At 37.3% G+C, this 14,814-nt stretch carries 16 protein-coding genes; all 16 read left to right on the top strand.

Features of this window, described 5'->3' with window-relative positions; translation table 11 throughout:
• Positions 1 to 6 precede the first annotated feature (6 nt).
• The 16 genes from FA727_RS09390 to hisC all read left to right on the top strand — a co-directional run bounded on the left by FA727_RS09390 (position 7) and on the right by hisC (position 14,809).
• Positions 7 to 1,050: an NAD(P)H-dependent glycerol-3-phosphate dehydrogenase gene (locus FA727_RS09390; protein WP_136830630.1), complete on the top strand. Its 1,044-nt coding sequence runs from the start codon at positions 7 to 9 to the stop codon at positions 1,048 to 1,050.
• A 273-nt stretch (positions 1,051 to 1,323) separates the two neighbouring features.
• Positions 1,324 to 1,524, top strand: coding sequence for a DUF2768 domain-containing protein (locus tag FA727_RS09385; protein ID WP_136830629.1), 201 nt, complete (start codon positions 1,324 to 1,326; stop codon positions 1,522 to 1,524).
• 33 nt (positions 1,525 to 1,557) lie between these two features.
• The gene (locus FA727_RS09380; protein ID WP_136830628.1) at positions 1,558 to 2,280 is read left to right on the top strand and encodes a YphF family lipoprotein; all 723 of its coding nucleotides are present in this window, start codon (positions 1,558 to 1,560) and stop codon (positions 2,278 to 2,280) included.
• A gap of 313 nt (positions 2,281 to 2,593) precedes the next feature.
• Positions 2,594 to 4,072, top strand: coding sequence for a stage IV sporulation protein A (gene spoIVA / locus FA727_RS09375; RefSeq protein WP_136830627.1), 1,479 nt, complete (start codon positions 2,594 to 2,596; stop codon positions 4,070 to 4,072).
• Positions 4,073 to 4,890: 818 nt separating this feature from the next.
• Positions 4,891 to 5,163: an HU family DNA-binding protein gene (locus FA727_RS09370; protein WP_019154307.1), complete on the top strand. Its 273-nt coding sequence runs from the start codon at positions 4,891 to 4,893 to the stop codon at positions 5,161 to 5,163.
• Between the two features lie 256 nt (positions 5,164 to 5,419).
• A complete protein-coding gene (gene folE / locus FA727_RS09365; RefSeq protein WP_126409104.1) occupies positions 5,420 to 5,986 on the top strand; it encodes a GTP cyclohydrolase I FolE in 567 nt (188 codons plus the stop codon).
• 97 nt (positions 5,987 to 6,083) lie between these two features.
• Positions 6,084 to 6,314 (top strand): trp RNA-binding attenuation protein MtrB, encoded by a 231-nt coding sequence (gene mtrB / locus FA727_RS09360; protein WP_136830626.1) that lies wholly within the window; start codon positions 6,084 to 6,086, stop codon positions 6,312 to 6,314.
• 234 nt (positions 6,315 to 6,548) lie between these two features.
• Positions 6,549 to 7,370: a heptaprenyl diphosphate synthase component 1 gene (locus FA727_RS09355; protein WP_136830625.1), complete on the top strand. Its 822-nt coding sequence runs from the start codon at positions 6,549 to 6,551 to the stop codon at positions 7,368 to 7,370.
• A 2-nt stretch (positions 7,371 to 7,372) separates the two neighbouring features.
• On the top strand, positions 7,373 to 8,077 hold the full coding sequence (locus tag FA727_RS09350) for a demethylmenaquinone methyltransferase (protein WP_136830624.1): 705 nt from the start codon (positions 7,373 to 7,375) through the stop codon (positions 8,075 to 8,077).
• A 310-nt stretch (positions 8,078 to 8,387) separates the two neighbouring features.
• Entirely contained in the window at positions 8,388 to 9,350 is a 963-nt protein-coding gene (gene hepT / locus FA727_RS09345; protein WP_136830623.1) for a heptaprenyl diphosphate synthase component II, read from the top strand.
• 112 nt (positions 9,351 to 9,462) lie between these two features.
• Positions 9,463 to 9,909 carry a nucleoside-diphosphate kinase gene (gene ndk, locus FA727_RS09340; RefSeq protein WP_136830622.1) on the top strand — a complete coding sequence of 149 codons (447 nt, stop codon included), beginning with the start codon at positions 9,463 to 9,465 and terminating at the stop codon, positions 9,907 to 9,909.
• A gap of 196 nt (positions 9,910 to 10,105) precedes the next feature.
• Entirely contained in the window at positions 10,106 to 10,879 is a 774-nt protein-coding gene (locus tag FA727_RS09335; RefSeq protein ID WP_136830621.1) for a CheR family methyltransferase, read from the top strand.
• A gap of 172 nt (positions 10,880 to 11,051) precedes the next feature.
• Positions 11,052 to 12,224 (top strand): chorismate synthase, encoded by a 1,173-nt coding sequence (gene aroC / locus FA727_RS09330; protein ID WP_136830620.1) that lies wholly within the window; start codon positions 11,052 to 11,054, stop codon positions 12,222 to 12,224.
• Positions 12,224 to 13,309: a 3-dehydroquinate synthase gene (aroB, locus tag FA727_RS09325; RefSeq protein ID WP_136830619.1), complete on the top strand. Its 1,086-nt coding sequence runs from the start codon at positions 12,224 to 12,226 to the stop codon at positions 13,307 to 13,309. Before aroC ends, aroB begins: the two co-directional genes overlap by 1 nt.
• A 1-nt stretch (position 13,310) precedes the next feature.
• Positions 13,311 to 13,673, top strand: a complete 363-nt coding sequence (gene aroH, locus FA727_RS09320) for a chorismate mutase (protein ID WP_136830618.1) — start codon at positions 13,311 to 13,313, stop codon at positions 13,671 to 13,673.
• Positions 13,674 to 13,708: 35 nt separating this feature from the next.
• Complete coding sequence (gene hisC, locus FA727_RS09315; protein WP_136830617.1) at positions 13,709 to 14,809, top strand: histidinol-phosphate transaminase; 1,101 nt, start codon at positions 13,709 to 13,711, stop codon at positions 14,807 to 14,809.
• Positions 14,810 to 14,814: the final 5 nt, after the last annotated feature.

Raw genomic sequence — 14,814 nt, 5'->3', positions numbered from 1 at the left:
GATTTTATGGAAAGAAAAGAAAAAATCACAGTCGTCGGTGCAGGGAGCTGGGGTACTGCATTGGCTCTTGTACTAGCTGATAATGGACATGATGTAAGGCTATGGGGACATAATCCTAAACAAATAGAGGAAATAAATCAGCTTCATACGAATAAAAAATACCTACCTGGTGTTGAACTGCCAAACAATATCGTTGGTTACAACACTTTAAAAGATGCTCTAAATGAGGTTGAAACTTGCATTTTAGCTGTACCTACGAAGGCGATCCGTGAGGTTCTAAATGATATGGCTAATGTCCGTCAAGAGCCTCTCACGATTGTTCACGTAAGTAAAGGGATCGAACCAGATACGTTATTAAGAATATCTGAAATGATTGAAGATGAGATGCCAGAGCATTTACTTCAAGATGTAGTGGTATTGTCTGGACCTAGTCATGCTGAAGAGGTCAGCATGCGTCATATCACAACTGTTACGGTATCTTCAAAAAATATTGAAGCGGCTGAAAAAGTACAGGATCTATTCATCAATTCCTATTTTCGTGTGTACACAAATCCTGATATTATCGGGGTGGAAATTGGTGGAGCTTTAAAGAATATCATTGCATTAGCTGCTGGAATTACAGATGGACTTGGCTATGGCGATAACGCGAAAGCGGCGTTAATTACAAGAGGATTAGCTGAGATTGCTCGTCTTGGTACGAAAATGGGCGCTAGTCCGTTAACCTTCTCAGGCCTAACTGGAATCGGTGATTTAATTGTAACGTGTACAAGCGTTCACTCAAGAAACTGGAGAGCAGGAAATCTTTTAGGGAAGGGCCAGAAGCTTGAAGAAGTTCTTGAAAATATGGGCATGGTGGTAGAAGGTGTTAGAACAACAAAGGCAGCTTATCAACTTGCAGAGAAATATCAGGTGAAAATGCCAATCACAACTGCGCTACATAATGTGCTTTTTCAGCACGCTAATCCTAAAGATGAGGTTGATGCCTTGATGACACGTGTGAAGACACACGAAATGGAGGATTTAGCAAACGTTCTTTCTAGTGAACAATAAGCATAGTTGCTTTTCGTGACTCCTAATTGGTGAAAGGTCCTTATTATTTCTAAAATATAGGCTTTCGAGGATGCGATTTCTAATGGAAATGCATACAATGGGAGCGAAGCAAACTGGTGAAATGAACAGGGTGTATGGTGTATTTAGTCAATTTAGGCTAAGGTAAAGAGCAGCCCCCTACTTTACTTTAGTCTTTTTTTTGTGTTGCTAAAACTTGAAAACCCATACAAGGTGCTTTTTTGATATAATACTACCGAAAAAGGAGTTGAGTTTATGTCACCATCCATGCTAAAAATGTGGATTTCTATTTCTGCTATGGGATTCATGGTCATTTCCATTCTCTTGATTTATCTTAGTCGTTACAAAATAAATATTGGTGTATTGAAATTTATGACAGCGTTGATTGCGTATATATTGTTAATTCTAAGCGGAATCATTATTCTTTTTGTAGTCATGAGTGGTCCGACCGCGTAATGCTAAATACATAGAATAGAAGGATTGATACATATGAATAAAAGCGTTCGAATTTTATTAACTTTGGTCATCGCTTCCGCTATTTTAGCAGGCTGTGCGTATCCGCAGGATAGATTAGCCCAAAATCAGACTCCTTATCAAGATCAAATAGAATCTGTTCAGTCTGCTGTTGATCAGTTCCAAAAGGATAAGGGCGGAATCCTTCCGATTAAAACGAAAGAGCAGGACACTCCGATTTATCAAAAGTACTTGATAGATTTCAAGCAAATAGCTCCAACATATATGGCCGAGCCTCCAGGAAATTCGTTTGAATCTGGTGGGATATTTCAATATGTCTTGATTGATGTTGAGACGGATCCAACAGTCAAAATTTTTGATTTAAGAATAGCGGAAACAATTCGTGACCTAAATTTAAGGATCAAAATGGAGAAATATCCTCCTTATAAAGAACGACTCGCTGAAAACGTCTATTCTTTAGATTTTGAAAAGCTAGGCTATAAGGAAGACCCAGTGGTGACTAGTCCATTTACAAATCAAGAACTACCGTTCATTATTACAGGAAATGCTGAGATTTATGTTGATTATCGGAAGGACCTATATCAAATTATGCAAAAATCAGGAGTAAAAATGGAACCTGGTGAGGACCTTCGTAAAATTCTTCATGAAGAATCGATGTTTGTTCCAGCATATTCTTTGCCTTATACTCTTGATCCAGAAACAAATGAAATCGTGTATGGTACAGCAGGCGAAAATTAGAACGTTATTTAGCTAAGTGATAAATAGTCATAACCCTTTTCTTACAGGAATATATTGTAGGAGAAGGGTTTTTATTTTATATTTTTATAAATTTTTTTACATGGAAAAAGAGACTGGATAAATGGATGTAAGCGTAACTTTAGTAAATCGAAAAGACTAGTAGGAAAACAAGTTTATGAAATAAGGAGGGCAAAAATTTTAGAAAACTGTCATACAGATGTAGGACAACGTCATAAGTATATATTGTCTATATATAGCACTAAAATTCGGATAAATATTATCCCACTAACTCATGATTTCAGGAGGGGATCACTTGGAAAAGGTAGATATTTTTAAGGATATTGCCGAAAGGACAGGCGGCGATATATATTTAGGAGTAGTTGGAGCAGTTCGAACTGGGAAGTCCACATTCATTAAAAAATTCATGGAACTAGTCGTTCTTCCGAATATGGATAACGAGGCCGAGAGAGCTCGTACCCAAGATGAACTGCCTCAAAGTGCAGCGGGAAGAACAATTATGACTACAGAACCAAAATTTGTACCAAATCAAGCAGCATCGATTCATGTTAGTGAAGGACTAGATGTCAATATTCGTTTAGTTGATTGTGTGGGCTATACGGTTCCAGGTGCAAAGGGCTATGAGGACGAGAATGGCCCTAGGATGATTAATACACCATGGTATGAGGAACCGATTCCATTTCATGAAGCTGCGGAAATTGGCACGCGCAAGGTCATTCAAGAGCATTCTACAATTGGAGTTGTCATTACAACCGATGGAACTATCGGTGAAATTCCAAGAGCAGACTATATTGAGGCCGAAGAAAGGGTCATTGCCGAACTGAAAGAAGTAGGTAAGCCGTTCATCATGGTCATCAATAGTGTACAGCCTCACCATCCTAATACAGACGCTCTTCGCGGGGAATTGATGGTGAAATATGATATTCCTGTACTCGCTATGAGCATCGAGGGCATGCGTGAGACAGACGTACTTAATGTAATGCGAGAAGCATTATACGAATTCCCAGTCCTAGAAGTGAATGTCAATCTTCCTAGCTGGGTTATGGTTCTAAAAGAAGATCATTGGCTAAGAGAGAGCTATCAGGAAGCTGTTAAGGAAACTGTGAAAGATATTAAGAGACTTCGTGATGTCGACAGGGTTGTACAATTGTTCAGTGACTACGAATTCATCGAAAGAGCTGGATTAGCTGGGATTGAAATGGGTCAAGGGGTAGCGGAAATCGACCTATTTGCTCCAGACGAACTCTATGACGATATTCTAAAAGAAATTGTCGGAGTTGAGATCCGTGGGCGCGACCATTTACTAGAATTAATGCAAGACTTCGCTCATGCAAAACAGGAGTATGATGTCATTTCTGATGCTTTAAAAATGGTAAAACAAACAGGCTATGGAATTGCAGCTCCTTCACTTGCAGATATGAGTTTAGATGAGCCAGAAATCATTCGCCAAGGAGCAAGATTTGGTGTCAGATTAAAGGCGGTTGCACCGTCTATCCACATGATTAAGGTAGATGTAGAGTCAGAGTTTGCACCAATTATCGGTACAGAAAAGCAAAGTGAAGAATTGGTCCGATATTTAATGCAAGACTTTGAGGATGACCCACTATCTATTTGGAATTCTGATATATTTGGTCGTAGCTTAAGCTCCATCGTTCGAGAAGGGATTCAAGCTAAGCTATCTTTAATGCCTGAGAACGCTCGCTACAAGTTAAAAGAGACACTAGAAAGAATCATAAACGAAGGATCCGGCGGCCTAATCGCCATTATTCTATAGATGCTTGGAAGACTCTGTTTCAGAGTCTTTTTTTCTTTTGCGTTTTTAACGGGTTTATCTTCAAAATTCTAAATTCCGACGTTTACACTTACCGGGTGGTTTAATGATACAAATTACTTTTGTATGACAATTTTCGCTATTTTTCTATTTTTTGTGGGATAAATTGTTATTCTTTTAATCAATCTTAAAGTAACAATCTTTGTGAAAAGAGCCTTCACATTAAAGGTTTTTCATGTTAATTTCTTGCTTTTTCTGGTAGAAAAAGTGAATTTGATAGAATGAAACTTGAAGAAAAATAAGACCTATTAAAGGGGAGAAAACACTTGATTTAAGTGGGTTTTTGGATGAATTTATGGCTGGAGAAATTTTTAGTTTAAACATAGTCTAAAAGTATCATTTTTTTCGCTCCATCCTCGACAAAATATGACAAATTCATATCAAAAATGAAAAGATTACCATTATTTCGCTAAATTTTCTTGATAAGCTTAATTGATTGTGATAATCTTTTAACAGAATTACTGATGCGAATGACTTGAATCCTTGAAAATAAAGGGTTTTTAAAGAAAAAATGTTGAAATCTTGATTTTTATCATTTATTATATGGCATGGGTACATTCCCCGTCATTAGTGAATTCATCACATTAGTTGATTAACTTTCGCTTTTTGTCATATAATGCTCCCATTACAGCAGAAAAATGTTGAAATAGGGATAAAAACAAGTCTTAGGCGTATAGAAATCAGTAATTTTGTTTACAAATGATGATAAGAATGCAATTTTCAACTTAATGGATTGAATTTTTTGGGAGGAGGTGAAAGGCATGAACAAGACAGAACTAGTTAATGCAGTTGCGGAAAGCAGTGAACTTTCTAAAAAGGACGCTACTAAAGCAGTTGATGCAGTATTTGATTCCATCTTAAATGCTTTAAAAGATGGTGATAAAGTACAATTAATCGGTTTCGGAAACTTTGAGGTACGTGAGCGTGCAGCTCGTAAAGGTCGTAACCCTCAAACTGGCGAAGAAATTGAAATTTCTGCTAGCAAGGTACCTGCTTTCAAACCAGGTAAGGCGCTTAAAGACGCAGTAAAATAATTACATAAAAGTACTTTAAGCTTATCTTGATAAAAAAGGCACGCATTTATACATGCGTTGCCTTTTTTATTTTTATGGAAAAATCGATATTCTAGAAGGTAGAGTAATTAGCATGTTCAGCCTTAACACTATAAATAAATTCTTCTGTTTTGCTTGAACTAAAATAGTTATGCTAATATGTTATTGTTATACTTATGAGTACAAAATGAAATACATAAAACTAGTGTTAGTTTGTTAAGGCTGAGGAGGATACATAATGACAAAAGTAAATCGTGCCCAAATTGAAGAGGCGGTACGTTTAATATTAGAAGCCGTAGGAGACGACCCAAATCGTGAAGGCGTATTAGATACACCGAAAAGGGTTGCAAAAATGTATGAAGAAGTATTTCAAGGGCTAAACCAGGACCCACGTGAGTACTTTGAAACTATTTTTAGTGAAGATCATGAAGAACTTGTATTAGTAAAGGATATCCCATTCTACTCCATGTGCGAACATCATCTTGTTCCTTTTTACGGAAAAGCGCATGTAGCCTATATTCCACGTAATGGTAGGGTTACGGGATTAAGTAAGCTAGCGCGTGCGGTGGAAGCAGTCGCAAAAAGACCACAGCTTCAAGAAAGAATTACTTCTACGGTTGCAGATGCGATCATGGAAAAGCTTGAGCCGCATGGTGTAATGATCGTCGTAGAGGCAGAGCATATGTGCATGACGATGCGAGGCGTGAAAAAGCCTGGAGCAAAAACGATTACCACGGCTGTACGAGGAACATTTGCTGATGATAGCAATGCTCGTGCAGAAATTCTATCACTAATCAAGCAATAGAGAAGTTTCTGTGTCGACTAAATCTTAGAGAATAGTCGACACTTCTCTATAGGGAATAAAGTGATGTCTAAATATTGATGAGTTGAAAGGTGATCGAATGGAGAACAAACCAACTGGAGATTATGTTGTTATTAAAGCTATTGAAGACGGTGTAAATGTAATCGGTCTTACTCGAGGTACCGATACAAGATTTCATCACTCGGAAAAGCTGGATAAAGGCGAAGTAATGATTGCTCAGTTCACAGAACATACATCAGCGATCAAAGTAAGAGGGCACGCGAAGATTTTGACTTCTCAAGGTGAAATTGAAAGTGAGCCAAAAAAGTAGAGTTGAAAGCAATACACAGAATACTCTATATTTTTACAAACAGAGCAATATTAAATTCATTTATGATATAATTGTCATTGCGTTTACATGAATGAAATAATACAGAAAATTCTTCGATTCCGATAAAATCTGTTTCCATTTAAAAGTTTTATTTAGTAATACATTTATTGTGAAAATCAATCGTATTTATATAAATAGCCTTCAATATAAACTTGGGAATACAAGGGTGATTACATGCAGGACCTTCAAAAAAAATGCGAGTATGTTAGGGAGAAAATTAAAGGAAGGATTAGTCATCCCTTCTTATCCCAAAATATCGAAGCACCCATTATCGACGATGATAAGCTTCTTCTTCTTGTTTCCTTTTTGGACGAAAAGGGAATGTCCTTAGATGAGATTGAGCATTATGCAGTTCCGACGCTGCTATTGCAAATTGCTCTTGATACGCATGAAAAGGTAACGAATGATATGACAGGAGAAACCAATCAAAAGCATCGTCAACTAACTGTGTTAGCAGGAATCTATTATAGTGGTTTATATTACAAGATTCTGGCAGAGCAAGACGATATTGAGGTCATTCGCTTACTAGCTGAGGGCATTGAAACAATTAACGATCAGAAAATAATTGTTTATCAACAGGAAGTAAACGGAATTGAAAGTTTGATGGATAGTCTAAAAAGAATCGAATCTTCTCTCTATCAAAAATTAATTAATCATATACAAGCTCCAGGTTGGAATGATTTAATTGCCAATTATATGTTTATTAAACGTTTGATTTCGGAAAAAGAGTTATTTGCTCAAACAAAACGCTCAGTCGTATTCGAAGCTTTGAAAAAGCTTGTTTTTCCGAAACATGAACACTCCCTTCGAGAACTGTCACATGAGCAAAAGAAATATTTAATTCTTATCTGTGATAAATATATAAATTTTTCAAAAGAGCAATTAATTAAGGCAAAAAGAAACCTCTCAATTCTTAATGAAGCTGTTGATGAAAAGATTGAGGATATTTTACATCAACATCAGCTAGGTGCTAAATCGCTTGTGGAAGAAGGATGAAAATGAGCCAGTCCAAAGAACAACGTGTACATGGAGTTTTTGAAAAAATCTCAGATAACTATGATAAAATGAATTCGGTTATTAGCTTTCAACTGCATAAAAAATGGCGCGATGATACAATGAAACGTATGAATGTTCAAGCAGGGAAAAAGGCGTTAGATGTTTGTTGTGGTACTGCTGATTGGACAATCACACTCGCTGAAAAAATTGGACCAAATGGTGAAGTAATTGGTTTGGACTTTAGTAAGAACATGCTAAAGGTCGGTGAGGAAAAGGTTAAGAATTTAAATCTTAATCAAGTGAAGCTTATCCATGGTAACGCAATGGAACTTCCGTTTGAAGATAATACGTTTGATTATGTGACAATCGGATTTGGTTTAAGAAATGTACCAGATTATCTACAAGTATTAAAAGAGATGAATCGTGTACTTAAACCAGGTGGGATTGGAGTTTGCCTAGAAACTTCACAACCAACGATGTTTGGGTATCGCCAGCTATTCTTTTTCTACTTTCGCTTTATCATGCCGTTGTTTGGAAAGCTTTTTGCAAAGAGCTACAATGAATATGCGTGGCTTCATGAATCAGCAAGAGATTTCCCAGGAATGAAAGAGTTAGCAAGAATGTTTGAAACTGCTGGATTTAAGAAGGTTACTTATAAACCATACAGTGGCGGTGCAGCAGCTGTTCATATCGGCCACAAGGAATAAATGTGCTCTTAAAAAAACTTAAGTCAAAAATTTGACTTAAGTTTTTAATTAGATAAGGGATTTTATTGATATAATTATAAGGATTGAACTTAATAATTAATAGTCAAGGCAGAGCTGGTGAAGTTATTATGAAACTAAAAATGATGTATTCATTTTTAGTGAGGCTAGCTTTAGAATAGAAAGAACAATTTATTAGATGGCAGAGCTGGTGAAGTGAAATGAAACTAAAAATGATGTATTCATTTTTAGTGAGGCTAGCTTTAGAATAGAAAGAAACAATTTATTAGATGGCAGAGCTGGTGAAGTTATTATGAAACTAAAAATGATGTATTCATTTTTGAACTCGGATATCAACATAATAGAAAAAACGTTAGAGGATACTGTGCATGGTGAATCACCGTTGTTACAAGAAGCCTCTTTACATTTACTCCAAGCAGGTGGAAAAAGAATCCGCCCTGTTTTTGTTTTACTTGCTGGGAAATTCGGGCGTTATGACATTCATGTAATTAAAGAAGTTGCTGTTGCACTGGAGTTAATTCATATGGCATCTTTGGTTCATGATGATGTTATCGACGATGCTGATCTGCGCCGCGGAAGACCGACGATAAAGAACAAATGGGATAACCGCTTTGCCATGTATTCAGGAGATTACATTTTTGCCAAGGCTTTGGAGTTAATGACCAAGATTGATGACCCAATTGCACACAAAATTTTAGCGAATACCATCGTCGAGCTATCGATTGGTGAAATTGAACAAATTAAAGATAAATATCGCTTCGAACAAAATTTTAGAGATTATTTATTGCGAATCAAGAGAAAGACAGCATTGTTAATTGCAGCAAGCTGTCAATTAGGTGCAGTTGCGGCTGGAGTCGACGAAAGTCTTCATCGTAAGCTTTACCGTTTTGGATATTTTGTTGGCATGAGCTTTCAGATTACCGATGATATTTTGGATTTTACCGGTACAGAGAAAGAGTTGGGGAAGCCTGCTGGAGGAGATTTACTCCAAGGAAATATCACATTGCCTGTTCTTTTCGCAATGGAAGATGAGAAACTTCGCTCAGAGATCGTTAAAGTTCATGAGGATATGACCCAAGATGAAATCAATTCAATCATTTCCTTAATCAAAAAGTCGAATGCTATTGAAAGATCTATTGAAATTAGCAATCGCTATTTAGATAAAGCCTTAGAGGTTTTAGAGGATATGCCGAATAATCGTGCTAAGAGAACCCTTCAAGATATTGCACTATACATCGGAAAAAGGAAGTACTAAGCACCACCACTCCTAAAGTTTGTTGCTAAATTGCGAAAATAATGATAATATTTTCGTGGACTGGTAATAATATGAAGTCCTAACATACATAAGAATTTTAGGAGTGGAGTTCATGGAAAAGACATTTTTAATGGTAAAACCTGATGGCGTACAACGTAATTTAATTGGTGAAATCGTTTCCCGCTTTGAAAAGAAGGGATTTCAGTTAGTTGGAGCTAAGCTAATGAGCATTCCGCAAGAATTAGCCGAGCAGCATTATGGGGAGCACAAAGAACGCCCTTTCTTTGGAGAACTAGTAGATTTCATTACTTCCGGTCCAGTATTTGCAATGGTATGGGAAGGCGAAGATGTTATTGCTAGCGCTCGTGGAATGATGGGTAAAACCAATCCGAAAGATGCTGCTCCTGGTACAGTTCGTGGAGATTTTGCTGCTACTGTAGGAAAAAATATCATTCATGGTTCAGATTCACCTGAAAGTGCAGAAAGAGAAATTGGCTTATTCTTCAAAGAAGAAGAACTAGTATCTTATTCAAAACTAATTACTGAGTGGGTCTATTAATTAAGAGAATCCGTGCAATCATAATTGCGCGAAAGTTATCAATACTATAAAAGTAAGCGCTTGTATAAAATTGCAAGCGCTTTTTTAAATACTCCGCAAGATTTTTCCTTCGTACCGCTCCAATTTTTGTTATTTTTGTTATACTTATGGGTATGTGATTTAATCTTACGGAACGTAATGCATAGGGAGAATAGATATGGTACAAGACTATGAACAGTTTGTAGTAAATATTAAGAAAAAAACAGGAATTGATCTTGCTCTTTATAAGGAAGCGCAAATGAAGCGGAGATTGACTTCTCTATATGAAAAAAGAGGTTTTCGTTCTTTCCAAGAATATTATCTGGCCGTCAGTGAGGATAAAAAGCTATTAGAGGAATTCCTTGATAGAATGACTATAAATGTATCTGAATTTTATCGTAATGGAAAGAGATGGGAAGTGCTGGAGAAAAAACTACTTCCTAAATTACTCGAAAAGAATGGTCGCCTGAAAATTTGGAGTGCTGCCTGTTCAACTGGGGAAGAGCCTTATACAATTGCGATGATTTTATCGAAATTTATGCCACTTTCCCAAGTGCAAATTTTGGCAACGGATATCGACGAAAATGTCATTACAAGGGCAAAAATAGGTGCTTATCCTGAAAGGTCTCTAAATGAAGTCCCTGAAGATATGAAAAGAAAATACTTTACACAGGATGGGAGCTTTTTCAAAATTTCGGAAGAGATTAAGAAAACCGTTACCTTTAAGAAACAAAACTTGCTAGCAGATCCATTCGGCGGTCCATTTGATTTAATTGTCTGTCGAAATGTATTAATCTATTTTACAGAGGATGCGAAAGATATTCTTTATAAAAAATTCTCAGGAGCTCTAAAACAGGATGGAATCTTTTTTGTTGGGAGTACAGAGCAAATTTTCAATCCAAGCGTTTATGGTTTTGAGACTGAGGATACCTTCTTTTATAAGAAAAATTAGAGCCAAATAAGGCTCTATTTTTCTATTCTTTAAAAAAGCTGTGATAGAATATAGGCAATATTAGTTGTGAAGACGTAAATTTTTAATATTTTCAATCTTATACTATTTTTATTTTTGCACATATGTTATATTGGTACATAATCCTTTAAAGCGTTGAAGGAGGAAAGAGTTTATGAGATATTTAACAGCGGGAGAGTCACATGGCCCCCAATTAACAACAATTATCGAAGGATTACCAGCCGGTATGCCTTTGCTTGCTGAGGATATTAATGAAGAATTAGCAAGACGTCAAAAAGGGTATGGCCGTGGTCGAAGAATGCAAATTGAAAAAGATACGGCTCAAATTGCCAGTGGGATTAGACATGGACTTACCCTTGGTTCTCCAGTAGCCTTAGTCGTTGAGAATAACGACTGGAAGCATTGGACAAAGATCATGGGACAAGAACCTCTCGAGCTTGATGAGGGAGAAGAAGTAAAGCGTAAGATTACTCGTCCACGCCCTGGTCATGCTGATCTAAACGGTGGACTGAAATATGGTCACCGCGATTTGCGAAATGTACTAGAGCGTTCATCAGCACGTGAAACAACTGTGAGAGTTGCTGCTGGTGCAGTTGCGAAGAAACTTTTATCCTTATTAGGAATCGAAGTTGCTTCACATGTTGTAGAAATTGGTGGAGTAAAAAGTGAAGTTCGAAATTATAAATCTATAAGCTCATTAAAAGAGATTACCGAAAATTCTCCTGTTCGCTGTCTTGATCCGAAAGCGGAAGTAGAAATGATGAAAGCCATTGATCAAGCAAAGGAAAATGGCGACTCCATTGGGGGAATTGTTGAAGTTATCGTCGAAGGAATGCCTCCTGGTGTTGGAAGCTATGTTCACTATGATCGCAAGCTAGATGCAAAACTAGCAGCAGCGATTGTCAGTATCAACGCATTTAAAGGCGTTGAATTTGGGATTGGCTTTGAGGCTGCTCATAAGCCAGGTAGTGAAGTCCACGATGAAATTGCTTGGAATGAACAAGATGGATATTATCGTAAATCAAATCGACTAGGTGGATTTGAAGGGGGGATGACGACAGGGATGCCAATTGTCGTTCGTGGTGTGATGAAACCAATCCCAACTTTATACAAACCTCTTCAAAGTGTCGATATTGATACAAAAGAACCTTTTACGGCAAGTATTGAGCGTTCAGATAGCTGTGCTGTACCTGCTGCAGCGGTTGTGGCAGAGCACGCAGTTGCTTGGGAGATTGCTTCTGCAATAGTCGACCAATTTTATGCTGATCGTCTAGATACTTTAATCGATACAGTGGAAAAGCAACGTCAATATGCGAGGGAGTTCTAATGGAAGGATTAACGATACATACATCTTCTAAGGATTACCCAGTTTATGTTGGCACTGGTGTTATTGAAGAGCTCGGGAGTTTTCTTAAGGAAAAATTTCCGTCCTTAACAAATCTATTAATTATTACGGATGAAAATGTAGGAGAGAGATACTTATCAATATTGGTAAGTGTCCTTTCTGATTTTAAGCCGTTATCTTATACGGTTCCAAACGGAGAATTTGCCAAAACGTTCGAAATTTATCAGCAATGTTTGACCTTTGCCTTAGAGAAAAAACTTGATCGGAAATCAATGATTCTTGCATTTGGTGGGGGAGCCGTTGGAGATCTAAGTGGGTTTGTAGCGGCCACTTACATGCGTGGTATTCCTTTTATCCAAATCCCTACAACAATTCTGGCGCATGATAGTGCAGTAGGTGGGAAAGTAGCAATCAATCATCCACTAGGGAAGAATATGATTGGTGCCTTCTATCAGCCTGAAGCGGTCTTCTATGATTTGGATTTTCTTCACTCATTACCAATACATGAGAGAAGATCGGGATTTGCTGAAGTGGTTAAAGAAGCACTCATTTCTGATTTGAATTTTTACCAATGGTTAGAAGAGCATATCTCTAATTTAGAGCAATTAACCGAAGAACAGTTTTCCTATATGTTAGAAAAAGGAATTGCTATTAAAGGTTCTTTCGTTTCAAAAGATGAGAAAGAATCAGGCGTTCGTGCGTTCCTGAATTTAGGGCACACACTTGGCCATGCGATTGAAGGGGAAGCTGGGTACGGAAAAATCACTCATGGGGAAGCAGTCATGATTGGAATGGTGTTCGCTTTAGAACTTAGTTGTGAATTACTTGGTCTTACTTTTAATCTTTCAAAGTTCAAAAATTGGGTGAAAAAGCTCGGCTATGAAATCGCAATTCCAACACATTTGGATCATCAAAGGTTAATATACAGAATGAAACAGGATAAAAAATCGGTTGGCGGACATGTACAATTTGTGCTCCTAAATCAAATTGGCGAACCGGTGTTGAAAGAGATAGATGACCAATATTTATTAGAAAGCTTAAAAATGTATAGAGGAGAGGTGGAATAATTTGCTCAGAGGGGTAAGGGGAGCTATCACAATCGAAGAAAACACAGAATCCGTAATTGTCGAAGCGACAAAACGAATGATGGATGAGCTTATTTCTTTAAATGAACTTGAAGCAGATAAGGTAGCTTCGGTATTCATTTCTGTTACGGAAGAAATAGATGCTGCATTTCCAGCTAAAGCTTTAAGGCTGTTAGATGGATGGACATATGTTCCGGTCATGTGTATGAGAGAAATCCCAGTGGTTGGTTCTCTCGAAAATTGTATCCGTGTGATGGTACATGTAAATACAGATAAGAATCAAGAAGATATCCACCATGTTTATTTAGAAAAAGCAATGGTTTTAAGACCGGATTTAAACGCATAGACAAAAATCAATTTTAAATAGAGTGGGTGATTGTTGTGAGATGGAAAGACGAAATTTTAAATTTAACCCCGTACCAGCCGGGAAAGTCAATTGGAGCAGTCAAACGGCAATACGGATTGGATAAAATTGTGAAACTTGCCTCAAATGAAAATCCATTTGGATGCTCCAAAGAGGCTCTGAAAACAATTCGTGAATTTGATCGGTCGCTCGCTTTATATCCAGATGGATATGCAACAGATCTTCGTGAGGCCCTTGCGAAAAAACTTGATGTGAAGCCTACTGAATTGATTTTTGGAAATGGGTCTGACAATATTATTCAAATTATTTCTCGAGCGCTATTAAGACCGGGATATAATACAGTTATGGCTGTACCAACTTTCTCTCAGTATAAGCACAATGCAGTAATTGAGGGAGCTGAAGTCAGGGAAATACCATTAATTGATGGAGAACATGACTTAGAAGACATGCTTAAGGCAATTGATGATAAAACAAATATCGTTTGGGTATGTAGCCCGAATAACCCAACAGGTACATATATTAAAGAAAGCACATTAGTATCCTTTTTAGAAAGAGTGCCACTAGAAACACTGGTTGTCTTAGACGAGGCTTATTACGAGTATGTGGTCGCTGAGGATTATTATGATGCAATTGAATTAGCGAAACGATTTGAAAATGTAATCGTTTTACGCACATTCTCTAAAATTTATGGATTAGCGAGTCTTCGGATTGGTTACGGTGTTGGACATGAAACAGTAATACGAGCGCTTGAACCGGTCCGTGAACCGTTTAATGCAAATTCTTTTGCACAAGCAGCTGCGATATCAGCATTAGATGATCAAAGATACGTAGAAGCATGTAAGCAAAAAAACCGAGCAGGCATGGCGCAATTTTATCAATTTTGCGATGAGAATAACCTCGCATATATGCCTTCACAAGGGAACTTTATTTTGATTGACTTTAAGGTGAATGGAAATGAGGTATTCCAATATTTACTTGAACGAGGCTACATCGTACGTTCGGGGGTTGCTCTTGGCTTCCCAACATGTGTACGTGTAACTGTTGGTTCTGAAGAAGAAAATAGTGGACTATTAACTGTAATTAAAGAATTCATCTCCTCTAAAGAATTTGCAAGTTAAAATGT

The organism is Robertmurraya kyonggiensis (genome assembly GCF_005116465.1).
In the GTDB taxonomy this organism is placed as follows: Bacteria; Bacillota; Bacilli; order Bacillales; family Cytobacillaceae; genus Robertmurraya; species Robertmurraya kyonggiensis.
Note: the sequence above shows the minus strand (reverse complement) of the source record. Positions and strands in the feature narration are given on the sequence as shown.